This window comes from Micromonospora sp. DT44 (assembly GCF_049841635.1).
Classification (GTDB): domain Bacteria; phylum Actinomycetota; class Actinomycetes; order Mycobacteriales; family Micromonosporaceae; genus Micromonospora.
The window spans coordinates 32,350-56,325 of sequence record NZ_JBNCKS010000047.1 but is presented as its reverse complement, the minus strand read 5'-3'; the positions used below and the strand labels follow the sequence as shown (position 1 = coordinate 56,325).

The following is a 23,976-nucleotide window of genomic DNA, read 5'->3' as shown; positions in this document are numbered from 1 at the left end:
CCGAGCCTGTCGATCTACCTGGCCGGGCTGCTGTACGAGGCGATGCGCGACCTGTACCACCTGAACCCGCACGACGGGCCGAGCCCGCGAGCCCTGTACGACCGGTTCGTGGGCTGGGGCCCGTTCCGTAAGCCCATCGTCGAGGCTCCCTGATAGCCGGACCGCCCGCCCTGGGATCTGCGTATCCCGTGGAGGATGTGACCCGGGGCGGGCCTTCTCTTGCCCTGACGGCCGGTGAACCCTGGGACCGATGTCCGGGGCTCGTCCGCGTTTCCGGCCGCAGCGGGCGGTAACCGTCGTACGAGTTTGCGATGCTGTGCCCGTCTATGAGCCCGACAGCACCTCACGTGAAGGAGCACCGCGATGGCGAAGGTCATCTCCACGCTGTTCATCTCGGCCGACGGCGTGGCCGAGATCGACCCGGACTGGCACTTCCCGTACTTCGACGAGAACATGGGCCGCGCCGTCACCGAGGACTACGACACGTCCGACGTGCTGCTGATCGGCCGGGTGACCTACGACAGCTTCGCCGGTGCCTGGCCCGACCGGGAGGCCGCCGGTGGCGAGGACGCCGGGTTCGCCAAGCAGCTCGGTGACATCCGTAAGGTCGTCGTCTCCCGCCAGCCCCTGGACTTCTCGTGGCGCAACTCGGAGCTCGTCGCCGGCGATCTCCCCGAGGCCGTCGCCGCGCTCAAGGCCGACCCCGGGATCAAGGGCATCCTCATCCCCGGGTCGATCTCGGTCGTCCAGCAGCTCCTCGCCGCCGGGCTGGTCGACGAGCTGCGTCTGCTGGTACACCCGGTGGCGGCCCGCAAGGGGCGCCGGCTCTTCGACGATGGCGACACGCCGTACCACCTGCGGGTCACCGCGACCGAGGTGTTCCCGACGGGCGTGCTCCGCGTGATCTACGCGCCGACGGCGGCGCCCGGCGCGGTCGGCTACGACGAGGTCGTCGACCAGGTGCCGGCCGGGAACTGAGTCGGACCGGCCCCGCCGCCGTGGGCGACGGGGCCGGCTCGATCTGGTCGGAACGGCTCGCTGTCGGTCAGGCGATCGCGCAGGTCGCGCCGTTGAGGGTGAACGCACCTGGCCGGGCGGTGTTGCCGGTGTGCGTGGCCTGGAAGCCGATGGTCACCGATCCGTTCGGCGGGATGCTGGCGTTGTAGGCGGCGTTGCGGGCGGTCACCTGGCCGGACGTGGGCGAGTAGGTTGCGTTCCAGCCCGAGGTGATGCTCTGGCCGCCGGGCAGGGTGAAGACGAGCGACCAGCCGTTGACGGCGCTGGTTCCGGTGTTGGTGATGGTGATGTTCTCGGTCAGCCCGTTGTTCCAGGCGTTGATCGCGACGCCCACCCGGCACGCGCCCGAACTCGGTGGCGGCGTGGTCGGGTTCGGCGGCGGGGTCGTCGGGTTGGGCGGCGGCGTGGTCGGGTTGGGCGGCGGGGTCGTCGGGTTCGGCGGCGGCGTCGTGGGGTTCGGCGGTGGGGTCGTCGGGTTCGGCGGTGGGGTCGTCGGGTTCGGCGGGGCGGTCAGGCCGAAGAACGCGACGGCGGCGGCGGCCATGCCACCGGCCGGCAGGCTGTGCCCCGCGCCCTGGATGCTGTACGCCTCGACCTGGACGGTCCCGCTGGAGTCGGCGTACCGGCGGCGGTTCCAGTTGGTCTGCGGCGTGTCGGTGGAGGTGGGTGTCTGGCTGAGCCCGAACACGTTGGTCCACTGCTCGATCGTCTCCTGCAACAGCGAGAACGGGACGAGCGTGTCGCTGGTGCCGTGCCACAACTGCACCCGTGGGCGGGGGCCGGTGTAGCCGGGGTACGCCCCGCGCACCGCGTCACCCCACTGCTGCGGGGTCCGGTTCATATTGCCGCCGGTGCACTGGCTGCTGCCCGGCGGGTAGTCGGCCGCGTTGGCGAAGCAGTTGTAGGGGACACCCATGAACGCCGCGCCGGCCTTGAAGACGTCGGGGTAGAGAGCCAGCATGTGGTTGGTCATCATGCCGCCGGACGAGCTGCCGGTGGCGTACACCCGGTCGGGGTCGCCGCCGTACTGCTGCTGCGCGTAGCGGATCATCGAGATGATCGACACGGGGTCGCTGCCACCGCCACGGCGCTTGGCGGCGTCCGACCAGGTGTCGAAGCAGTTGCCGAAGCCGGCCTGCTGGGTCGCCGACGGGTAGATCACGATGAACCCGTACCGGTCGGCCTGCGCGGCGAATTCGCTCCCGGAGTAGAAGCCGGGGCCCGACCCGCCGCAGCCGTGCATGGCCACAACGATCGCCGGCCTGGTCGGGCGGGTGTCCGGAACATAGACGTGCATGCGCATCCGGCCCGGGTTGTCGCCGAACGTGGTCACCTCGGTGAGGGAGGCGGCGTACGCGGGTTGGAGCGCGGGGGCCACCAGGCCGGCCGCCACCAGTGACGTGACCAGGCCGAGCAGCAGTTTCCTTCGGATTTTCACGGGGATGGCTCCTTCGATCACCTGTGCGGGGTGGGTGTGGGGTCGCGCGCTGTGCGGTCACGGGTGCGCCCGACTCCCGTGGTTATCGCGCCTCGCCCACTACGTGTGCTCGCCCTGTGCCCGGCTGCGTACGGCGTCGCGTAGCAGATAGTGTTCCTCGCGGTCGCTGAAGTGTCAATCGATGCATCTCGATCGGAAGCCGTTGGTGCCGACGCCGCCGCCCGGGCGGTCCGTCTACAGTCGGTGCACCGTCCCTGAGCCGAGCCGGGAGCGCCTGTGGCAAACCCCTTCCCGATCGAGGAGATCTATCCCGACGACGGGGACGAGCCGCCGCGACTGCCCCGGCGGCAGGCCGGCAGTTCCCCGCAGGACCTCGCGGTGACCCTGCTGGCCGACTACACGCTGCGAACCCGTGCGCGGGTCCCGTCCGCGGCCCTCGTCGCGCTGCTCGCCGAGTCCGGCGTGAGTACGGCCGGCGCGCGTGCCGCGATCAGCCGGTTGGCCCGGCGCGGTGTGCTGGAGGGCAGCCGGGAGGGTCGACGCAGCTTCTACCGGCTCAGCCGCGCCGCCGCCGCGAACCTGTCCAGCGGCGGGAGTTGGATCCTGGCCGCGACCACCGAGGTGGTCGCGTGGGACGGCTGCTGGACCATCGTCGCCTTCTCCCTGCCCCAGGACCGTGGCGCGCAGCGGCGGGCCCTGCGCGGCCAACTCCGCTGGCTCGGGTACGCGCCCCTGTACGACGGGCTGTGGATCTCGCCGTACGAGCTGAGCCCACCGGGCAGAGCCCAGATCGCCCGGTTCACCCGGGGCGCCGTCACGGTGTTCCGTGGACGGCAGGCCGACCTCGACGCCATCGCCCAGCGCTCTCCGATCGACGCCTGGGACATCGAGGCGATCGGCCGGCACTACGAGGAGTTCCTTCGGCGGTGGACGCCCCTGGTGCCGCAGGCGCGGTCGGAGCGCGTCGACGGCGCGGCAGCCGTCCGAACGCGTACCGAGGTCATGGACACCTTCCGCCGCTTTCCCACCCTCGACCCGCGGCTGCCCCTGGACCTCCTGCCCGTCGGATGGCTCCGGCGGCCGGCGCGGGAACTCTTCGAGGCCATCTACGACGGCCTCGCCGCGCCGGCCGAGCGGCACGTCCGAGCGGTCGTCGCCCAGTTCGCCGAGGAGGCGCAGTCCGGCATCCGGGCGCACACCGCCGCCGACATCCTCGCCGGGGTACGCGGCGTCGAGGCGGCCGAGGCGGGCGAGGGCTGCGCCTCCTGAGCGCGGCGTCGGCGGGCACCCGCCTCGCCGCCGAGGTGTGTACCTTGTGGAGGACGCGCAGCGATGGGGGAGGCCGGATGACGTCGTACGGCGGACACCCTGCGACCACCGACCGGATCGACACCTCGGTCGCGCACCCGGCGCGCAGGTACAACTACCTGCTGGGCGGCAAGGACAACTTCGCCGCCGACCGGGCGTCCGGTGACGCCCTCGCGGCGGCGATGCCCACCATCCGGCTCGCCGCGATCGAGAATCGGATGTTCCTGCAACGCGCGGTGCGCTTCCTGGCCCAGCGCGGGGTCCGGCAGTTCCTGGACATCGGGACCGGCATCCCGACCGCCGACAACACCCACGAGGTCGCGCAGGCCGTCGACCCGTCGGCCCGTGTCGTCTACGTCGACAACGACCCGATCGTCCTCGCCCACGCCCGCGCGCTGTTGTCCAGCACGCCCGAGGGGCGGACGACGTACCTCGACGCCGACCTGCGCGCGCCGGCCGAGATCCTCGCCCATCCCGACCTGCGCGCGACGTTGGACCTGACCCAGCCCGTCGCGTTGATGCTGGTGGCCATCCTGCACTTCGTCCGGGACGACGAGGACCCCAAGGGCATCCTCGATCGGCTCGTCGGCGCGCTGCCGTCCGGCAGCTACGTGGTCGCCTCGCACGTGACCTGGGAACATCTGCCGCCTGCGGTCACCGCCGGGTTGGCCGCCAACAACCGTGACGGCCGCTTCCAGGCGCGCAGCACCGAGCAGTTCGCGGCCCTGTTGGACGGGCTGGAACTCGTCGAGCCGGGCATCGTCTCGGTGGCGCGGTGGCACGCCGACGACGCGCCGCAGCCGCGTCCGTCCGTGCAGGACGTGTCGTTCAACGGCGCGGTCGCCCGCGTCCGCTGACGACCAGCGTCACCGTCGCCGAAGAGGCGACCGCTCAGCGGGTCTTTTTCGTCGGCCTCTTGCGGGGCGGGGTCAGCAGGTCGGCGATCGCCGCGATCGCCGAGGGCACGATGCGGTAGTAGGCCCAGACCCCACGCTTCTCCCGCTCGATCAGGCCAGCCTCGGTGAGGATCCGCAGGTGATGGCTCACGGTCGGCTGAGAGAGATTGAGCGGCGCGGTGAGGTCAGTGACCGAGGCTTCGCCCTCCGGGGCGGCCTGGATCAGGCTGAGCAGGCGCAGTCGGGCCGGATCGGCGAACGCCTTCAGCACCCCCGCAAGCCGTTCGGCGTCGGCGCGCTTGATCGGCTCACCGGCGAGGGGCGAGATGGCAGGCATGGCGGTATTGGCAGTTCCCACGACAGTCATCGTTCCACCAATTTGTCGATTCGAGCGGTTGAACCGGACAAATCGCCGAACCGATGATGTGCTTCGCGCGACATCGACCCACTCGGGTCCGACGGGTCAGCTCCCGGCCGGCGCCGGGGAGACGGGCATGGCGCCGGGACGCCGACGCCGGGACACCACGCCCGCGACGACGTCGACGGCCAGGAAGGCGAGCAGGCTGAGGCCGAACAGGGGTAGGGCCCAACCCACCGCCACGGTCACCGCCGCGCCGAGCAGCACCGCCCACCGGGGCAGCCGACGTACGCCTCCACGGGCCGGCGGTACGCCGACGAGCGCGCGACGGTCGACGCGGGTCGGCCGGCGCTGCCACCACATGCGGTAACCCCAGACGACGACGCAGAGCAGCCCGAGCGCGAGCGCGGCGAGCAGGATCTGGTTGACCGGACCGAAGAGCACCCCCATGTGGGCCTGGGTGCCGAGGCCGCTCAGTTTCGCCAGGAGGGGCCAGTCGCCGAAGTCGCTGCGGGCGGTGATCGTCGCGCTGGTGGGGTCGACGGCGACCCGGTCCTTCGCGACCGGCCAGGTGTTGTCGATCTGCGTGACGGTCCACGCGGTGCCCGGCTCCTGTGCCGGGGTCATCTCGACCGGACCGGAGAGGCCGGCCGTACGAGCAGCCGCCAGGACCCGGTCGAAGGCCGCCGGGTCGACGACCCCTTCCGCCGGGGCGTCCCCGTGGTGGTGGCCGCCGCCGCTCTCGGCGGGGACGGCGGTGAGGCTGGTGGAGATCTCGGGGGAGCGCGCGTCGAGGGCGTCGAGGCCGGCGCCGAAGTTGGCTCCGGCGTAGCGGGACCAGGTCAGGCCGGTCACCGAGAGGAACAGCAGACCGACGACCAGCCAGACGCCGGTCGTGGCGTGCCATCCCCGGGTACGGCGGACACCCCTGCCGGTGGACAGGTTCGGCACGAACAGGTGCCGGGCGGCGGACCGGGAGGCCCTGCATCGTCGCCACCACAGGAGCAGGCCGCCGAGGGCCAGCACCCAGAGCCAACTCGCCGCCAGCTCCGAGTAGTGCCGGCCCACCACGCCGAGGTGCAGGTTGCGGTGCAGGTCGTCCAGCCAGGTGGTGGCCGGCGTGGACCCGAACCAGGTGGTGAGCTGACCTCGGACCTCGGCGGTGTCCGGGTCGACGTAGACGGTGTGCACCTTCTCGCCGAGCTCGGGCAGGGAGAACGCCACCCGGGTGGTCCGGTCGCCGTCCCCGGGCTGGACGGTGGCGATGGCGCCGGTGGGGTGCGCGGCGCGGGCGGCGGCGATCTGGTCGGCGAGGGGGAGTGGACGGTCACCGCGCGCGGCCACGGTCAACTGGTCGCCGTAGAGCGCGCCGTCCAGTTGCGGCGCGACCGTGTAGGCGAGCCCGGTCAGCGCGGCGACCACGAGGAACGGCGCGACGAGGATGCCGGCGTAGAAGTGCAGCCGGACCAGCAGCGCGCCGAGCGGCGAGGTGCGCCGGGTCGGGAGTTCCGCCGGGGTGGACTCCTCCGGCGTCGGCGTGTCGGACAGCTCGGTCAGTGACATGTCTGGTAGTCGCGACATCGGCCGGTGTGGTTCCCGGCACTTCCGAATCGGATCGGGGGCGCGGCGGCGGCGTGGGCCGTGGTCAGGGGGTGTCCCGCGTGGCGTTGCCGTGGTCGCCACGCGGGACTCGTCCGAGGTGTCAGCCGGCGCTACAGGAGCGGATCTGTGGCCGGGCGCTGCTGTTGCCGTTGAACATCGTGGTGAAGCCGAAGGTGTTGCCACTGCCGTTGGACCGTACGGTCATCACCGTGCCGCTGCTGTCCCAGCTGGCGTTGCCGTTCCAGACGCTGGAGACCCGCTGCGGCGAGGTGAGGGCCACGACCACGGTCCAGGTGTTGCTGCCGCTGACCGTCACCGAGGTGTTGTACCGGTCGCCCCACACGTTGGGGGTCGACGCGGTGGCGGTGCAGGATCCGCCGCTGGGCGGTGGGGTCGTCGCGCTGGGGGGCGGCGTGGTGCCGCTCGGCGGCGGGGTGGCCCCGTCGGGCGCGACCGCCCGGCCGGTGGACGGCGAGATCATGCCCGGGCAGAGGTTGCGGCTGGTCAGGTTGGCCATGATCTGCCCGATGGCGTCCCGGGTGTTCTGGATGCCGTCGTGCATGAGGATGACCTGACCGGCCTGGAGGCGACTGGCGTTCGACACGATCTGGCTGACGCTGGCGCCGTTCCAGTCCTGGGAGTCGACGTCCCAGATCACCTGCCGCATCCCGAGTGAGGAGGCGACCGACTGGAGGGTGGAGTTGGTCTCCCCGTACGGAGGCCGGAACAGCTGGGGTCGGACGCCGGTCGCCGACTGGATGGCCGAACTCGTCTGGGACAGGTCGGACTGCATCTGGGACTGACTCATCGACGTCATGTGGGAGTGGTTCCAGCTGTGGTTACCGACCCACATGCCGGCGGACACCTGCGCCTGCGCCGCCGACCGGTTGTTCTGCACGTTCTGCCCGACGTTGAACATGGTGGCCCGTACGCCGTTGGTGCGCAGCACGTTCAACAGAGCGCTGGTGCTGCCGGTCGGGCCGTCGTCGAAGGTGAGGCCGACGTAGCCGTTGCAGGTGGCGGCGTTCGACGGGGTGGCGGTGGCCGCGACGACGGCGCACGCCGCGGCGGCGGTGACGAGGATGGACAGCGCCGCCCGTAGTGGCCTGGACCGTACGAGCGTGCCAGCGGAGACAGTGTTCATCTGTGCCCCTTCTACCGGCCCGGTCCCGTCCCGGTGTGGAAGGAGAGCACGGTCCGGACGTGGTGGGTGGTGGGTGGGGAGATCGACGCGACCTCGCGGACACCGGGTGCATCGATCACGGTAGATCGGAGTATTGCAGCGTAAATTCGAGGCAGTCAATAAGTTCCGGAAGTCCTCCGGGAGTGCTGCGGGGTCGTCGCAGCGCGGTCATCCGGGTGCGGAGCAGTGGCGATCCACCTGCGACGACGCACGGACCGCAGGCACGTCGGCCGCCGAAGGCCCAGCGTCGATCGCGGTGATCCGGAAATTCATCGGAACTATCGGCGTCAATCCGGTCGCCTGGCGAGGTTCTTCAACGCCGGTTGCGCGTTCAATCTCCTGGCCAGTGTCAGGGCCAGCGAAGACGACTATTGGTTGGCGCGCCTGTGCCGTCTGACCTTTCGCAAAGTTCCCGAGAAACGTTGACATCGCAGTTCCGCCGTACCAATACTTTCGCCACCGACGGACCTCGATGAGCGTCGATCAGGGTCGTCCACGGCGACCCGAACGCCGGCCGCCGATGGCGGGGCTGGCCGGCCGACGCCATCGCGGTGCACGACGTCGGTGCGCGCAGGGATCCATCCGCCGGGAGGCCCGCCCGGCCGGGTGGAGACTGCGCTGCGGGGCCGCCCGGAGCGGCGGACCGGGCGGTCCGGCTCGGCGCCGACAGGCGCTGGTGGCGCGGCGGTTGCTGGGCCGCCGCGCCACACCGCGCCGCCGGGCAGGCCCACCACGCCGCGCCGCCGCGAGCAGGCCCCGCCACGCCACGTCGCCGCCCCGCCGGCCCCACCACGCCGCGCCGCCGCGAGCAGGCCCCGCCGCCACACTGTGTCGCCACACCATTACGCCGCATCAAGGCCGATCCGTGGAGAGCCGGCTTTGTTGACGTGGTTTGTCCTCGATCGAACGAGATCGTTGACATGTGCCCGGAATCCATCTTTGATGGTCGATGTTGCCTTCTCGTCGGTCTGGTCGGGCGCTGGGTCGCCCGGCGTCGGGTCGGGCCGGTCGATGCCCCGACCTTGGAGGACGGATGAGCATTTTCGCGCGGCTCAGACCACGACGGCTCCTGCCGCCGGTGACCGTGGCAGTGCTGGTGGCCGTGACGCTCGGAGTGCCGGCGTCGGCGGCCGGTCCGTCGACGATCGTCGGCGCGGCGTCCGGCCGGTGCCTGGACGTGGTGGGCGGCGGCCCGACCGCCGGCACCGGGGTCAATATCTATGACTGCGGCGGACAGGCCAACCAGGCGTGGACCCTCACCGCGGCCGGCGAGTTGCGGGTTTACGACGCGACGATGTGCCTGGACGTCGTCGGGCAGGACACCACGGCGCCGGCCGCCGTCCAGATCTACGGCTGCACCGGCGGGTCGAACCAGCGCTGGCAGATCAACACCAACGGGACCATCGTTGGCGTCCAGTCGGGACTCTGCCTCGACGTGACCGGTGGCGGCACCGCCAACAGCACGACGGTCGGTCTCTGGACCTGCAACGGGCAGGCCAACCAGCGCTGGACGTCGTCGTTCGGCAGCGCCGACAGCCAGCCACCCACGCCGCCCGGCAACGCCCGGGTGAGCGGACTGACCTGCAACTCGGTGACGTTCGCCTGGAACGCCTCGACGGACAACGTGGCGGTGGCGTACTACGACATCTACCACGACGGCCAGCTGATGACGTCGGTGAGCGGAAGCACCCTGTCCGCCAACCTCACCGTCGTGCCCGGTGCGACCTGGGGCCTCTACGTCAACGCGCGGGACGCCGCCGGCAACGTGTCGCAGGCCAGCTCCACTGTGACGATCACCCCGCCGCAGTGCCAGGCCGACACGGTGCCGCCGAGCACGCCGACGCAGCTCACGGGCAGCGTCTCGGGCACCACCGTCACACTGCGCTGGACCGCGTCCAGCGACAACGTCGGGGTCCGGGCGTACGACGTCTACCGCGGTGGCGTGAAGATCGGCGCCGTCACGGGCGCACCGCCGGTGACCACCTTCACCGACAGCGGCCTGGTGGCGAGCACCACCTACCAGTACCAGGTGGCGGCCCGCGACGGGCAGGACAACGTCTCGGCGCGCAGCGCCTCGGTCGCGGTGAGCACCGGCGCCACCTGCGCCAATCCGGTGTGCACGGTGCGGCAGGTCACCACCGACACCGACGTCCCGTGGGGGCTGGTGACGCTGCCGGACGGGACCGTCCTGTACAACCGTCGCGACGCGCACGACATCATCCAGCTCAACCCCGCCACGGGGGCGAAGACCAATGTCGGCACCGTGCCGAACGTGCAGAGCACCGACGGCGAGGGTGGCCTGATGGGCCTCGCGATCTCGTCGAGCTTCGCCAGCGACCGGTGGCTCTACATCATGCACACCTCGCCGACTGACAACCGGATCGTGCGGATCAAGCTGGAGAACGGCAGGCTCACCACCGCCAGTGAACAGGTCCTGCTCACCGGGATCCGGCGCAACAAGTACCACAACGGCGGCCGGCTGCGCTTCGGTCCGGACGGCAAGCTCTACGCCAGCACCGGCGACGCGCAGAACGGCGCGTACGCCCAGGACCGTGCCGCTCTGGAGGGCAAGATCCTGCGACTCAACCCGGACGGCAGCGTGCCGAGCGACAACCCGTTCGGCAACTACGTGTGGAGCTACGGGCACCGCAATCCGCAGGGGCTCGCGTTCGACTCGCAGGGCCGCCTGTGGGAGCAGGAGTTCGGCAACTCGATCATGGACGAGACGAACCTGATCACCAAGGGTGGGAACTACGGCTGGCCGGCCTGCGAGGGCACCAGCGGCACCTGCGGCACCGCCGGTTACATCGCTCCGGCGCGCACCTACCCGACCGCCGAGGGCTCCTGCTCCGGCATCACGATCGTGCGCGACGCCCTCTACGTCGCCTGCGCTCGCGGCGCGCGGATGTACCGGGCCGTGATCAGCGGCAGCAGCCTGACGAACGTGCAGACGTACTTCAGCGGCACGTACGGTCGGCTGCGTACGGTCGAGCCGGCGCCCGACGGCGGGCTGTGGCTGACCACCACGACCACCGGTGACAAGGACAGCATCCCGAACAACAGCAACGAGCGCGTCCTGCACGTCACCCTCGGCGGCTAGCCGGGGCGTTCGCCGACGGTCACCGCATCGACCGGGTGACCGTCGGCGGACGGCAGGTGCTTCTGAGGTTCGGCGAGCGTTCACGTTCCGCTCGCGGCGAGGTCATCGGGGCCGACCGACTCCCACCTAGCGTGGCCAGGGCATCTGCACCTGAAGAGCGGAGGTTCTCGCACCATGTCCCTGCGTCACATTCTGGCGGGCCTCGTCGTCCTGCCCGCGCTCGCCGTTCCGGTGGCCGCGCACGCGTCGACCGTCGACAGTGCCCAATCGCTGCTCCCGCAGAAGACCCACTTCGACCTCCAGGCGCACCGCGGTGGCATCGGCATGACCACCGAGGAGTCGCTGGAGGGCTTCGCCAAGGCCCTGCGCCTCGGTGTCACCACCTTGGAGATGGATACCCAGATCACCAAGGACCAGAAGGTCGTCGTCAACCACGACCGTCAGGTCAGCGCGCAGAAGTGCGCCGACACCGCGCCGGTCACGCCCGGCGACCCGATGTACCCGTACGTCGGCAAGTACCTCAAGGACCTCACCCTCGCGCAGGTCAAGACCATGGACTGCGGCTACCAGCAGCTCCCGGGCTTTCCCGAGCAGGAGCAGGTCAAGGGCTTCCGCATGGTCGAGTTGAAGGACGTCCTCGACCTCGTCAAGAGCTACCAGGCGAAGCAGGTCACCCTCAACATCGAGACGAAGGTCGAGGCGGGAGCGCCCGAGCAGACCGCGCCCCGCGAGCTGTTCGTCCGGCGCGTCTTCGAGGAGATCCACGCCTCCGGCATCGAGAAGCAGGTCACCATCCAGTCGTTCGACTGGGGGGCGCTCAGCCAGATGCACCGGCTCGCGCCGAAGTGGCCGCTGGTGGCCCTGACGAACTACGACTTCCTCCAGGTCGGCAAGCCCGGCGCGTCCCCCTGGCTCGGTGGGATCGACGCGGACGACTACGACGGTGACTTCGTCAAGGCGGCCGCCGCCATCCCCGGCGTCACCGCTCTGTCGCCGAACTACGGTTTTCCGCAGAACGGCACCGTCGCCGACCCGAACTTCCGCTTCTACCCGGACGCCACCATGATCGCGGAGGCGCACGCCCGCGGCCTGAAGGTCATCCCGTGGACCTGCGACGACCCGGCCACCGTGTCCGCGTTGATGGACATGGGTGTCGACGGAATCATCACCAACTATCCCAACCGGGTACGGGCGATCATGGCCGAGCGCGGCATGCGGTTGCCGAAGAGCTACCAGCCCCGCCACTGATCTCGGGTCGCCCCAATCCGTGTTGGGGGAGCGGTGAGCCCGCCGGGTCACCCACGAGCGCCGGTCAGGCTGGATGCTCGATCAGCCTCCTCGACGTCCGCTGGGCCGGGACACCGGCCGGACGGCCCGCGTCCACCTCCGCCGTCCACGGGGGCTGCGCGTCCGGAGTCCGCCACCGGGCGACCCGCGCCTCCGGCGCAGCCGCCGAATCCGCGTGCTGCCCGGTGTCGGCGCCGGTCGTCGGGCCGCCCGCCGGGGCGATGCCCAGCTCCCGCATCCGCTCGACGTACGTGCGGTAGCGGCGTTGCGCCTCGCCGTGCCGCCCGGCCGAGCGCAGCACCTGCACCAACTCCAGATGGGCGTCCTCGTCGTACGGGTCGCGGTGCACCAGCCGCATCAGGTAGACGAGCTTCTGGTCGGTGTCCAGGGTGTGCTGGGCCAGGGCCCGCAGCACGCTGGTGTGGGCAGCCTGCGCCTCTTCCCGCAGCGGCTGGGCCCAGTCCTCGTACGGGTCGTCGGAGAGGAAGTCCCCGCCGTACAACTCGTCGGCGCGGACCAGCGCGCGGGACGTGTCGGGGTGCCCGGCCCGCAGGGCGACCTGTGCCTCCTCGGCCGCGGTGAGGAACGTCTCGACGTCCACGTCGATCACGTCGAGGTCGATCGCCACCGAGCCCCGGTCGGCCAGCACCGCCCCCCGACCGCTGCTGCGGTGCCCGGTGCTGAGCACCCGACGCAGCGTGGACAGCAGCACCGACAGTCGGTTCGCGGTGCGCGACGGTGACTCGTCCGGCCAGAGCAGCTCCATCAGCCGGGCCCGGGGCACGGCGCGACCCCGGTGCGCGACGAGGATCTTCAGCAGGTCCCGGGCCTTCTTGGACTGCCACTCGCCGTACGGGACGACGGCGCCGGCCCGGAACACCCGGAAGTCCCCGAGGGTGTGGATGACCACCGCCGGTACGCGCAGTGTGATCGCGCTGAGCCCGTCGGCGACGCCCGGGTCGAGGCGTACCCCGCAGCGGCGCAGTTTCTGCTCGGCGCCCTCGGCGCCGCGACGGGCCTGCCGACCCTGCAGGCGTGCGGCGATCAGCCGGACGGTGGCCTCCTCGGCCGGGTCGCCCAACTCCCGGCAGAGCGCCGCCGCGTCGTCGAGCAGCCCGGCGGACGCGCGTGGATCGTCCGCCGCGAGCACGGTGAGCTGAAGCGCCTCGATGAGGGTGGCGCGTCGCCGTCCGACGGTGGCCCCGGTGCGGGCCTCGGCGGCGTCGAAGTGGGCGGCGGCGGTGTCGCCGCGCAGCAGCGCCACCCAGCCGCGCGCCAGCAGGGCGTACGGCCGTTCGAGCTCCCGGGCCACGGAGACCGCCCGGTCGGCGAGCTCCTGCGCGGCGGCCAGGTCGTCGGCGGCGCGGATCCGCGCCAGCTCGGCAAGCACCCAGGCCGGCGAGGTGGGGCGTGATGGAGACGTGGCCAGGGCGCTCAGGGCGCCCTCCAAGGCCTGCCGGGCCTGGCGTGGCTCGCGCCGCCGGCGGTGCACCATCCCGAGGGCGGCCAGCGAGAACGCCTCGTCGGCGGTGACGCCCGCCAGCTCCCGCAGGCGAAGCCCTGCGGCGCCGTCGGCGAGCGCCTCCTCCAACCGCCCGAGCTGGCACTTCGCCACAGCGGCCAGGGTCAGCGCGTACGGCTCGTGGCCGGAGTCACCCGCCACCTCGGTCAGTCGTACGGCCGCCTCGGCCTGCCGCAGCGCGTCGGCGGCGTCGCCGGCCCGCAGCAGGTGGCCGGCCAGGTCCAGGTGGATCATCAGCCGGAACAGATTGGCGTCGGCACGGCGCAGCCCGTCGGTCGCCTCCGCCCGCCCGAGGGTCGCCGTCGGGTCGCCGGTGGCGGCGGCGAGCAGCACGACCACCCGGGCGTACGCCTGGTGGGCGGTCGGTACGCCGCACGCGTAGGCGGCGCGGGCCGCCTCCTCGACGTCGGCGCTGGCCCGCTCGATGTCGTCGTCGAGCAGGTGGTGCACCGCGGCGTGGCAGTACATCTGCACGGCGTGCGGCCCGGTCGCGCCGATCGGCGCGGTCGCCAGGAGAGCTGTCGCCAGGTGTGGTTCCCCGGCGAGGTGGTGCCGCAGCGCCGTGCGCCAGATCTGGGCGACCGGGCCGTCGGCCTCGTCGGGGCGCGCGGCGAGCAGGTCGGTCTGGGTGGCGAGCCACAGGTGCGCCGCCCGGCGGTCACCGGCGGCGGCGAGGTGGCGCAGCGCCCGCCCCGGATCACCGCTCGGGGGTTGTCGTTCTGCTCTCGACGCGTCGCCTCCACCTTCGCTGCGAGCCGGCGGCGACGCGCGCCAGGCATGGTTGACAAGGTCTCCGGACATGCACCGCTCCTGTGTTCTCTCGTGGAGGCTCAGGCGAGCGAAGAGACAACCGGGCCCCTGCGAGTCGTCACCCGGCGTGGCTTCCCCCCGGCACGATCATTGCCTTCATCGAGCGGCATCGCCATAACCAAAAGAGTCGGTGTACTTACTGACTGCAATGCGCTATCGGCATAAAGCCGCGCTCAGGTTTCCCTCAGGTCGCCGCAACGGCACGCGAACTGTCCGTACAAGCAACTGGCACGGGCGCGGGCCAGACTCTCGGGCATTGCGTGTCACCCGCCGATCGGAGCTGAGATCCGATGACCGAACAGACAATTCTTCCTGTCCTTTCCGCCTTCTGGGAGCGGCAGCTCGCCGCCCTCCCGGACCCGCCGGACCTGCCCTTCGCGCCGACGGCAGACCCGCCCGGCGACGCCCGAGTTGACCTGAGCGAGGAGGTCGAGCCGCAGGTCAGCGTGTTGGCTGGCTTGTTCGCGCTGCTGCACCGCTGGGTCGGTGGTCGCGATCTGCTCGCCGCGACGCCGGCCGCCCCGGCCGGCGCTGGACGTTGGCTGCCGGTCCGGGTTCGGCTGCCCGAGGATCCCACCTGGACCGAGCTGCGGGACCTGGTCCGAACGGCGGTACGTGAAGCCCGGGCGCATGACAGGGAATTGCCCGAAACTCCTCTCGGCTATCGGCCGGTGGTATCGATCGGCTCCGATCAACTGCCGCCCGGTAATCGTGGTGTGTTTCGGCTGCTGATCGACGACGCCGACGAACGGCCGACGGCCACGGTGGCCGGGCATCCGCACGTCGCGTCGATCGCGGCGGCCCTTGCCGTCCTGCTCGACGGGGCGCGGGAACGCCCCGGGGCGCGGCTGTCCGACCTGCCGCTGCTGGACCCGGCGACGGAACGGCGGGTGGTGCGGGACTGGAACGCCACCGACACCGCCTATCCGCGCGAGTCGTCGGTGCCCGCACTGTTCGCCGAGTGGGCCCGGCGGGCCCCGGACGCGCCCGCGCTGCGCGACGACGACCAGACCCTGGACTACCGCGAGGTGGACCGGCGCGCCAACCACCTGGCCGGGCGTCTGCTCCGGCTCGGCATCGGCGCCGAGACGATCGTCGGGATCTGCCTCGCCGACACCACGACCTGGGTGGTCGCCGCACTGGCGACACTCAAGGTGGGCGCCGCGTACCTGCCGCTGGACCCGGGCTACCCGCCGGAGCGGCTCGCGCTGATGTGCCAGGACGCCGCGCCGGGCGTCATCCTGCACGTCGCCGCGCTGGCCGACCGGCTTCCCGACGACGGCACGCCGCGGATCGCCGTGGACCGGCTGCCCGCCGACGACGGCCCGGCGTGGCCCCCGGCGGTGACGGTCCACCCCGACCAACTCGCGTACGTCATGTACACGTCCGGGTCGACCGGCCGTCCCAAGGGCACCGGTGTCAGCCACCGCAACCTCGTCCGGCTGGTCCGCGACACCACCTTCATCGACGTACGTCCCGACGACGTGATGGGGCAGGCCGCCACGATGTCGTTCGACGCGGCCACGCTGGAGGTGTGGGGCGCGCTGCTCAACGGCGCCTGCCTCGCGGACCTGGACATCAACGACGTGATCGTGCCGGACCGGCTCCGCGCCCGGCTGCGCGACACCGGCGTGACGATGATGTTCCTGGCCACCTCCGTGGCCCGGCAGGTGGCGACCGAGGCGCCGGACGCCCTGGCCGCGCTTCGCTACCTGACCTTCGGTGGCGAACAGGCCGACCGGACCGCCGTGCAGCGGCTGCGGGCGGCGTGCCCGGACACGACGCTCGTCAACGGGTACGGTCCGACCGAGGCGACCACCTACAGCACCACGTACGACTGCGCCCGGCTCACCGCCGCGGACCCGGTCGTGCCGATCGGCGGTCCGATCGCCAACACCCAGGTGTACGTGCTGGACCGTCTCCTGCGCCCGGTACCGCCCGGCGTGCTGGGCGAGCTGTTCATCGGCGGGGACGGCGTGGCCCGTGGCTACCTCGGCCGCCCCGACGCGACGGCCGAGGCGTTCGTGCCCGATCCGTTCGGGCCCCGCGCCGGGAGCCGGCTCTACCGCACCGGGGACGTGGTCCGGCAGCGCCCGGACGGGTTGATCGAGTTCGTCGGCCGGTCCGACCACCAGGTGAAGATCCGCGGGTACCGGGTCGAGCCGGGGGAGGTGACCGAGGCGCTGCGCCGTGGCGGGCTGGTTCGCGACGCGATCGTGCGCGCCGACCGCGACGCCGCCGGTGACGCCCGGCTGGTCGCGTACGTCGTGCCGGACGAGGGGGTGGGCGTCGAGGCGATCCGGGAGCGGGCCCGCGAGCAACTGCCCGACCACCTGGTGCCGGCCGTGTTCGTGGTGCTGCCCCGGCTGCCGCTCAACCGCAACGGCAAGGTGGACGTCGCGGCGCTGCCCGCCCCCGACGCCACTCCGACAGCCGACGATGACGCTCCCCGTACGCCCACCGAGCGGGCGGTGACCGAGATCTGGCAGGACGTCCTCGGCGTGCCGGTGCGTCGCCGCGCCGACGACTTCTTCGACCTGGGTGGACGGTCCCTCAAGGCGACCCGGGTCCGCTCCCGGCTCGCCGCCGCGATCGGCGCGGAGGTGCCGTTGCGGCTGATCTTCGACCACCCGACGGTTGCCGGGCTGGCCGCCGCGCTGGACGAGATCGGTGGCACGCCCGCCGAGTCCGCCGAACCGGTCGCGCCGGTCGCGCCGGTCGTGCTGGACGGGGCGCCCCCCGCCGATCTCGCGGGCCTGCTCGACCAGCTCGAACAGGGCGTAGCCCGATGATCGGCGCGCTCACCCCCGCGCAGTTGCGCCAGCGCGTGGAGGCCCTGCCACCCGAGCGGCGGCGGACGTTCCTCGCGGCGATCCGCGCGGACGGCGACCGGTACGGCGTCCACCCGCTCACCGCCGCCCAGGAGTGGATGCTCCTGCTGGCCCAGCTCCGACCGGACAGCCCCGCCTACCACGTGCCGTACCGGGTGGACCTGCGCGGTGACCTGGACGTGGCCGCGTTGCGCGGCGCGCTCGACGAGATCGTGGCGCGGCACGAGGCGCTGCGCACGGTCTTCGTGCCGCTGGACGGCCAGTCGTACCAGATGGTCCTGCCGGCGACCGGTCTGCCGCTGACGGTGGTGGACGTCGCGCCGGAGCGGATCGACGGGTACGCCGCTGCCGAGGCGGTACGCCCGTTCGATCTGGCCCGGGGGCCACTGGTACGCGCCACCCTGTGCCGCACCGGCCCGGACGATTTCTCGCTGCTGCTCAGCCTGCACCACGTGGTCTGTGACGGCTGGAGCATGGGTCTGCTCTTCGAGAGGTTGTCGGCGGCGTACGCGGCCCTGCGGGAGGGCCGTGCCGTGGCGTTGCCGACGGTTCCCCGGGACGTGCCGGCGGCGCTGGCCCAGGACCGGCTGCTCGGCCCGACCGAGGTGGCCCGGCGGCTCGACTGGTGGCGGGACGCGCTGGCCGGCGCGCCGTCCGGCCTCGACCTGCCCACCGACCGGCCCCGTCCGGTGGAGCTGGAGGACGCCGGCCACGAGATCGAGTTCTCCTGGCCTCCCGCGTTGGCCGACCGGGTCGCCGAGGCGCAACGACGAACCGGCGCGACCCCGTACATGATCTTCGCGGCGGCCTGGGCGGCGTTGCTGCACCGGCGCAGCCAGCAACCGGACCTGCTCATCGCCACGCCGGTGGCGAACCGGCAGACGCTCGACAGCGAGACCGCCGTGGGCTTCTTCGTCAACACCCTGGTGCTGCGCAGTCGGGTCGACGGTGGACTGACCTTCGCCGCGCTGCTGGACCGGCTCCGCGACTCGGCGCTGACCGCGCTGACCGATCCGGTGCCCTTCGACGCCCTGGTGCAGGAGCTGCGCCCGGTCCGCGATCCCGGCCGTCATCCGCTGGCCCAGGTCATGTTCGCCGTCGAGGACGGCTGGGAACAGCGGCTGACGTTGCCCGGGGTGGCCGTGCTAACCAGCGGCGAGACGCACACCGGCACGTCCATGTTCGACCTGACGCTGACCGTCGTCGCGTACGAGGGGCGGATCGACGGGCGGATCGAGTACCGGACACGACTCTTCGACGAGTCCACCGCCCACGCGCTCGCCGACCAGCTCGACACCCTGCTCATGGCCGCCCTCGCCGCCCCGGACACCCCGGTGGACCGGCTGCCGCTGCTCGACCCGGCCGCCGGTCGGGACCTGGTCGACCGCTGGGCCGCCACCGCGCCCGCGTCACCCGAGCAGCCGACCCTGGGCGAACTGGTCGCCCGCCAGGCCCGGACGAACCCGGACGCGGTGGCTGTGGCGTACCGCGATCAGGCTGTCACCTACCGGGACCTGGACGCCCGGGTCGCCCGCCTGGCCCGGGCCCTCGCCGCCCGGGGTGTGCGGGCCGAGACAACCGTCGGCGTCTGCCTGCCGGCCGGTCCCGACTGGGTGGTCACCTTCCTCGCCGTACTCTCCGCGGGTGGGGTCTATCTGCCCCTGGACCCGCAGCTACCGGCGGCCCGGCTGGCGCACCTGCTCGCCGACTCGGCCGCCGCGCTGGTGGTCACCACCGCCGACGCGCAGCTCGCGCTCCCCGCCACCGACCTGCCGCTGCTGCACCTCGGCGACGCCGCCGCGCACGATGCCGCCGTCCCGCACGACGACGACGCCGCGCCGCTGGTGGCCGTCCATCCGGACGCCGCCGCCTACCTGATCTACACGTCCGGCTCGACCGGGCTGCCCAAGGGCGTCATCGGCACCCACCGGGGGCTGGCCAACCTCGTCGAGGCGCAGGCCCGGCTGGTCGGCGTCCAGGCCGGCGACCGGGTCCTGCAGTTCCACTCGATCGGGTTCGACGTCGCGCTGTCCGACGTGGTCAGCACGCTCACCGTCGGCGCGACCCTGCGCCTGCTCGGCCCGGACGAGCGCACGCCCGGCCCCGACCTGGCCGCCGCGCTCGTCCGGCACCGCGTCACGGTCGCCGACCTGCCGCCGGTGGTCCTCGACGCGTTGGACCCCACCGCACTGCCCGACCTGCGGGTACTCACCGTGGGTGGGGAACCCTGCGCGCCGGACGTCGCCGCCGCCTGGTCGCGCGGCCGGCTCCTGATCAACGGGTACGGCCCCACCGAGGCCACCGTCACCGCCACGGCCGCCCACTGCGCGCCCACCGACAGCGAGCTGCCGATCGGTCGCCCGCTGACCGGGGTACGCGCCTACGTCCTCGACACCGAGCTGCGGCCGGTGCCGACCGGGGTTCCCGGCGAGCTGCATCTCGGCGGGCTCGGCGTGGCCCGCGGCTACCACGGCGACGCCGCGCTCACGGCCGGCCGCTTCCTGCCCGACCCGTACGCGCCGACGCCGGGGTCGCGCATGTACGCCACCGGTGACCTGGTCCGCTGGCGTGCCGACGGGCAACTCGTCTTCCTCGGCCGGGCGGACAACCAAGTCAAGATCAATGGTTTCCGGATCGAACTGGGTGAGGTCGAAGCCCACCTGCGGCAGCACCCGGGCGTACGCCGGGCCGCCGCCGTGGTGCGGACCGACTCGCCCGGTGGTCGACGACTCGTCGGCTACCTCGTGGGCGACGGATTGGCGGTGGACGAGCTACGCCAGAGCCTGCTCCGGCGGCTGCCCCGCTACCTCGTGCCGAGCGCCTTCGTGGTGGTGCCCGACCTGCCGTTCACGTCCAGCGGCAAACTCGACGCGTCCCGCCTGCCGGCCCCCGCCGTGGCCCGCGCCGATCTCGGCGCCGCTTACGTGGCGCCCGACGGGGCCGTCGAGCGGGCCATCGCCGACACCTGGCGACAGGTGCTCGGGCTGGACGACGTCGGTGCGGACGACAACTTCTTCGACCTCGGGGGAACGTCCCTGCTGCTGGCCCGGGTGCAGACCCGACTCGCCGACCGGCTGGGCCGACCGGTTCCGGCGGTGGAGCTGTTCCGCTACCCGACCGTCGCGCAGCTGGCCCGCTTCCTCGACGGCGGGCCCGCGCCCACAGCGACGCCGACCGGCGGCCGCCGACGAGACGAACGCAAGCAGGCGCTGGCCGACCGGGCCCGCCGGGCCCGCCCGGTGCCGGCGGGGGAGGGACGAGCGTGAGCGACCAGGAAACCGGACTGGAGATCGCCATCGTCGGGATGGCCGGCCGCTTTCCGGGCGCGGCCGACGTCGACGAACTGTGGCGCCGGGTCCTCGCCGGACAGGAGACCATCACCCGGTTCACGGACGCGGAGTTGGCCGCCAACGGGCTGAGCGAACAGGAACGGCGGCACCCCGACCACGTGCCGGCGCACGGCGCGCTGCCGGACGTCGACCGCTTCGACGCCGGCTTCTTCGGCTACTCGCCCCGCGACGCCCGGCTGCTCGACCCGCAACAGCGGCTCTTCCTCCAGACCGCCTGGACCGCCCTGGAACGCGCCGGTCACCTCGCCGGGGATCCCGACCGGCTGGTCGGCGTGTACGCCGCCGCGGCGGCCAGCGGCTACCTCCTGCACCACCTGTTCCGCAATCCACGGCTCGACTCGGTCTCCGAGTACGAGCTGATGCTCGCCAACGACAAGGACTCGCTGCCCACCCGGGTCGCGTACCACCTGGACCTGCGGGGACCCGCCGTGGCCGTGCAGACGGCCTGCTCGTCGTCGCTGGTCGCCGTACACCTCGCCGCGCAGGCGCTGCTCGCCCGCGAATGCGACGTCGCGCTCGCCGGCGCCGCGCACATCCTGCTGCCCACCGGCACCGGCTACCGCCACGAGGTCGGCGGCATCATGTCCCGCGACGGGCACTGCCGGCCCTTCGACGTACGCGCCACCGGAACCGTGGGAGGTGACGGCGCCGCCGTGGTCGTCCTGCGCCGGCTGGCGGACGCCCGCGACGACGGCGACACGGTGTACGCCGTCATCCGGGGCTCCGTCATCAACAACGACGGCCGGGTGAAGGTCGGGTTCACCGCGCCCGGGGTGGACGGTCAGGTGGCCGCGATCCGGGCCGCCCAGGAGGTGGCCGAGGTCGACCCCGCCACCATCGGCTACGTCGAGGCGCACGGCACCGGCACCGAGCTGGGCGACCAGATCGAGCTACGCGCCCTGACCGAGGCGTTCCAGAACGCGGCCGGGGATCGGGGCGCCGGGGGTCGGGGCGCCGGTGGCGGTCGGTGTGCGCTCGGCTCGGTCAAGTCGATCGTCGGTCACCTCGACGTCGCTGCCGGCGTCACCGGGCTGATCAAGGCCGCCTTGGCGCTGCACCACCGGGTGGTACCACCGAGCCCGTACTGCACCGAGCCGCACCCCGAGCTGGCCGGCGGCCCGTTCCGGGTGCCCACCGCGCCGCAGCCCTGGCCCGACCTGGGCGGGCCGCCCCGCGCGGCGGTCAGCTCCTTCGGCATCGGGGGCACCAACGCCCACGTCGTGCTCCAGGCCGCCGAACCGGCGCGGCAACTCCCCGACGACGAGCGGTCCTCCGCGCACGTGCTGGTCCTCTCCGCCCGCAACGCCGACGGGCTCGATGAGGCCCGTACCCAGCTCGCCAACCACCTGGAGGCGAACCCGGACCTGCCGCTGGCCGACGCCGCGTACACCCTGGCCCACACGCGACGGGCGTTCGGCCACCGCCTGGTCGCCGTCGCTCCGGACGCCCGCACCGCCGCCGCCCGGCTCGCCGACCGCGACTCGTCGCTGGTCCGCACCGGCGTCGCCACCGGTGCGCCGGCCGGTGTGGCGCTGCTCTTTCCCGGCCAGGGCGCGCAGTACGCGGGGATGGGCCGCACCCTGTACCGCGCCGAGCCGGTCTACCGGGCGGCCTTCGACCGCTGCGCCGAACTGCTGCGTCCGCACCTCGACGTGGACCTGCGCACGCTGCTCTGCCCACCCGGCGAAACGGTCCCGCCCGTACCGGAGCTGGACGAGACCCGACTCACCCAGCCGGCCCTGTTCGCCGTCGAGTACGCCCTCGCCGAGTTGCTGCGGCACCGTGGCGTACGTCCGGTCGCGATGGCGGGACACAGCCTCGGCGAGTACGTGGCCGCCTGCCTGGCCGGCGTCTTCACACTGCCCGACGCGCTCGCCACCGTCGCCGTACGCGGCCGGCTCATGCAGGCGCGGGCCCCCGGCTCGATGCTGTCGGTGGCGCTCGGCGTCGACGAGGTCACGGCGCTGCTGCCCGACGGCGTGGAGGTGGCCGCCGCCAACGCGCCGCGCCTCGTCACCGTCTCCGGCGCGACGGCCGCCGTCGCCGCGTTCGCCGCCGACCTGCGGGGGCGCGCAGTGGCCTGCCGCGAGGTGCGTACCTCGCACGCGTTCCACTCGGCCATGATGGAGCCCGCCCTGGCCGGCTTCGCCGCGCACCTGCGCGAGGTGCCGCTCAGCCCGCCCGCCGTGCCGATCGTGTCGAACGTGACCGGACGCTGGCTCACCGACGACGAGGCCACCGACCCCGCCTACTGGGTACGGCAGCTCCGCCGCCCGGTCAACTTCGCCGCCACCGCCGATCTGCTGCTGGGCGAGCGGTACGCGCTGCTGGAGGCCGGCCCGGGGCGCACCCTGGCCACCCTCGTCCGTCAGCACCCGGCGGCCCGCGGTGCGACGGTGCTGACCAGCCTGCCCGCCAATCGCACCCCGGCCGGGGAGGACGACGCGGTCGCGCTGGCCGTCGGTCGGCTCTGGCTCGCCGGGGCGCCCGTCGACTGGCCCACCGGACGACGGCGGGTGCCCCTGCCCACGTACCCGTTCGCCCGCGAGCGGCACTGGGTCGAGGCGTACCGGCCCGGCCCGGTCCCGCTCGACGAGAGCGCGCCGGTCACCGCCGCCCCACCACCGACCGCCCCGGACACTGCCGTCGCGCCGACCGACGAGCCGTACGAGGTGGTGCGGCGGATCTGGGTGGACCTGCTCGGGGTGGACGAGATCGGTCCCGACGACGATTTCTTCGAGCTGGGCGGCCACTCGCTGCTCGGCACCCGGGTGGTGGCGCGGCTGCGCGACGCGTTCGGCGTCGACCTGCCGCCCGCCGCGATCTTCGAGTCACCCACCCCCGCCGCGCTGGCGCGTACCGTCGCCGACCTGGCCCGGCCGGCTCCCGCCGTATCGGACGGGGACCTCACCGACCTGCTCGCGGAGATCCGGGCGCTCTCGCCTGAGAGTCTCGCCCGCGAGCTGCACCTGGCCCGACACGAGGAAGGCAATCCTGATGGCTGACGAACACCGCGTGGTGGTCAACGACGAGGAGCAGTACGCCCTGTGGCCCCGGCACCGGGAGGCGCCGGACGGGTGGCGCGACGCGGGCTGCGCCGGCAGCCGCCAGGAGTGCCTGGACTTCGTCACGCGTACCTGGACCGACATGCGCCCCCGCACCGTCCGCGAACACCTCGCCGCCAGCTGACGGCCGGTCACCGCCTCGCCGCGCGAAGCCGTCCGCCAGCCAGACGGCGGCCCGGTCTCGGCGGTGGCGCGGTCTCGGCGGTGGC

14 protein-coding genes are annotated in these 23,976 nt (G+C 72.7%); 9 read left to right on the top strand and 5 right to left on the bottom strand.

Annotation, left to right across the window (positions count from 1 at the left end; genetic code table 11):
• Positions 1 to 363 precede the first annotated feature (363 nt).
• Positions 364 to 978, top strand: a complete 615-nt coding sequence (locus ACLQ25_RS24670; RefSeq protein WP_425733168.1) for a dihydrofolate reductase family protein — start codon at positions 364 to 366, stop codon at positions 976 to 978.
• 67 nt (positions 979 to 1,045) lie between these two features.
• On the opposite strand, the gene ACLQ25_RS24665 is transcribed toward ACLQ25_RS24670, so the two are convergent.
• Entirely contained in the window at positions 1,046 to 2,455 is a 1,410-nt protein-coding gene (locus ACLQ25_RS24665) for an extracellular catalytic domain type 1 short-chain-length polyhydroxyalkanoate depolymerase (protein WP_425733167.1), read from the bottom strand.
• Between the two features lie 276 nt (positions 2,456 to 2,731).
• Here ACLQ25_RS24665 and ACLQ25_RS24660 point away from each other — a divergent pair, with 276 nt between their 5' ends.
• Positions 2,732 to 3,724 carry a PaaX family transcriptional regulator C-terminal domain-containing protein gene (locus ACLQ25_RS24660; RefSeq protein WP_425733166.1) on the top strand — a complete coding sequence of 331 codons (993 nt, stop codon included), beginning with the start codon at positions 2,732 to 2,734 and terminating at the stop codon, positions 3,722 to 3,724.
• Between the two features lie 77 nt (positions 3,725 to 3,801).
• Positions 3,802 to 4,620 carry an SAM-dependent methyltransferase gene (locus ACLQ25_RS24655; protein ID WP_425733165.1) on the top strand — a complete coding sequence of 273 codons (819 nt, stop codon included), beginning with the start codon at positions 3,802 to 3,804 and terminating at the stop codon, positions 4,618 to 4,620.
• 34 nt (positions 4,621 to 4,654) lie between these two features.
• On the opposite strand, the gene ACLQ25_RS24650 is transcribed toward ACLQ25_RS24655, so the two are convergent.
• The 3 genes from ACLQ25_RS24650 to ACLQ25_RS24640 all read right to left on the bottom strand — a co-directional run bounded on the left by ACLQ25_RS24650 (position 4,655) and on the right by ACLQ25_RS24640 (position 7,763).
• On the bottom strand, positions 4,655 to 5,026 hold the full coding sequence (locus tag ACLQ25_RS24650) for an ArsR/SmtB family transcription factor (protein ID WP_393220682.1): 372 nt from the start codon (positions 5,024 to 5,026) through the stop codon (positions 4,655 to 4,657).
• 96 nt (positions 5,027 to 5,122) lie between these two features.
• Complete coding sequence (locus tag ACLQ25_RS24645; RefSeq protein WP_425733164.1) at positions 5,123 to 6,580, bottom strand: PepSY-associated TM helix domain-containing protein; 1,458 nt, start codon at positions 6,578 to 6,580, stop codon at positions 5,123 to 5,125.
• Positions 6,581 to 6,719: 139 nt separating this feature from the next.
• Positions 6,720 to 7,763 (bottom strand): polysaccharide deacetylase family protein, encoded by a 1,044-nt coding sequence (locus ACLQ25_RS24640; RefSeq protein ID WP_425733163.1) that lies wholly within the window; start codon positions 7,761 to 7,763, stop codon positions 6,720 to 6,722.
• Positions 7,764 to 8,835: 1,072 nt separating this feature from the next.
• Here ACLQ25_RS24640 and ACLQ25_RS24635 point away from each other — a divergent pair.
• The gene (locus ACLQ25_RS24635) at positions 8,836 to 10,902 is read left to right on the top strand and encodes a PQQ-dependent sugar dehydrogenase (protein WP_425733162.1); all 2,067 of its coding nucleotides are present in this window, start codon (positions 8,836 to 8,838) and stop codon (positions 10,900 to 10,902) included.
• Positions 10,903 to 11,076: 174 nt separating this feature from the next.
• Positions 11,077 to 12,150, top strand: a complete 1,074-nt coding sequence (locus ACLQ25_RS24630) for a glycerophosphodiester phosphodiesterase family protein (protein ID WP_425733161.1) — start codon at positions 11,077 to 11,079, stop codon at positions 12,148 to 12,150.
• A gap of 64 nt (positions 12,151 to 12,214) precedes the next feature.
• Here ACLQ25_RS24630 and ACLQ25_RS24625 read toward each other — a convergent pair whose 3' ends face one another.
• On the bottom strand, positions 12,215 to 14,512 hold the full coding sequence (locus ACLQ25_RS24625) for a BTAD domain-containing putative transcriptional regulator (RefSeq protein WP_425733160.1): 2,298 nt from the start codon (positions 14,510 to 14,512) through the stop codon (positions 12,215 to 12,217).
• Positions 14,513 to 14,811: 299 nt separating this feature from the next.
• On the opposite strand from ACLQ25_RS24625, the gene ACLQ25_RS24620 reads away from it, so the two are divergent.
• The 4 genes from ACLQ25_RS24620 to ACLQ25_RS24605 are packed head-to-tail and all read left to right on the top strand — an operon-like array spanning position 14,812 to position 23,891.
• A complete protein-coding gene (locus ACLQ25_RS24620; protein WP_425733159.1) occupies positions 14,812 to 17,313 on the top strand; it encodes a non-ribosomal peptide synthetase in 2,502 nt (833 codons plus the stop codon).
• On the top strand, positions 17,310 to 20,618 hold the full coding sequence (locus ACLQ25_RS24615) for an amino acid adenylation domain-containing protein (RefSeq protein ID WP_425733158.1): 3,309 nt from the start codon (positions 17,310 to 17,312) through the stop codon (positions 20,616 to 20,618). Before ACLQ25_RS24620 ends, ACLQ25_RS24615 begins: the two co-directional genes overlap by 4 nt.
• Positions 20,615 to 23,707 (top strand): type I polyketide synthase, encoded by a 3,093-nt coding sequence (locus ACLQ25_RS24610; RefSeq protein ID WP_425733157.1) that lies wholly within the window; start codon positions 20,615 to 20,617, stop codon positions 23,705 to 23,707. The genes ACLQ25_RS24615 and ACLQ25_RS24610 overlap by 4 nt, the downstream gene beginning before the upstream one ends.
• On the top strand, positions 23,700 to 23,891 hold the full coding sequence (locus tag ACLQ25_RS24605) for an MbtH family protein (protein WP_425733156.1): 192 nt from the start codon (positions 23,700 to 23,702) through the stop codon (positions 23,889 to 23,891). The genes ACLQ25_RS24610 and ACLQ25_RS24605 overlap by 8 nt, the downstream gene beginning before the upstream one ends.
• The last annotated feature ends 85 nt before the right edge of the window (positions 23,892 to 23,976 follow it).

Coding starts and splice junctions, on each gene's coding strand:
- ACLQ25_RS24630 (WP_425733161.1), top strand. CDS start 11,077: ATGTCCCTGCGTCACATTCTGGCGGGCCTCGTCGTCCTGCCCGCGCTC.
- ACLQ25_RS24650 (WP_393220682.1), bottom strand. CDS start 5,026: ATGACTGTCGTGGGAACTGCCAATACCGCCATGCCTGCCATCTCGCCC.
- ACLQ25_RS24655 (WP_425733165.1), top strand. CDS start 3,802: ATGACGTCGTACGGCGGACACCCTGCGACCACCGACCGGATCGACACC.
- ACLQ25_RS24625 (WP_425733160.1), bottom strand. CDS start 14,512: ATGTCCGGAGACCTTGTCAACCATGCCTGGCGCGCGTCGCCGCCGGCT.
- ACLQ25_RS24620 (WP_425733159.1), top strand. CDS start 14,812: ATGACCGAACAGACAATTCTTCCTGTCCTTTCCGCCTTCTGGGAGCGG.
- ACLQ25_RS24605 (WP_425733156.1), top strand. CDS start 23,700: ATGGCTGACGAACACCGCGTGGTGGTCAACGACGAGGAGCAGTACGCC.
- ACLQ25_RS24645 (WP_425733164.1), bottom strand. CDS start 6,580: ATGTCACTGACCGAGCTGTCCGACACGCCGACGCCGGAGGAGTCCACC.
- ACLQ25_RS24635 (WP_425733162.1), top strand. CDS start 8,836: ATGAGCATTTTCGCGCGGCTCAGACCACGACGGCTCCTGCCGCCGGTG.
- ACLQ25_RS24640 (WP_425733163.1), bottom strand. CDS start 7,763: ATGAACACTGTCTCCGCTGGCACGCTCGTACGGTCCAGGCCACTACGG.
- ACLQ25_RS24670 (WP_425733168.1), top strand. CDS start 364: ATGGCGAAGGTCATCTCCACGCTGTTCATCTCGGCCGACGGCGTGGCC.
- ACLQ25_RS24615 (WP_425733158.1), top strand. CDS start 17,310: ATGATCGGCGCGCTCACCCCCGCGCAGTTGCGCCAGCGCGTGGAGGCC.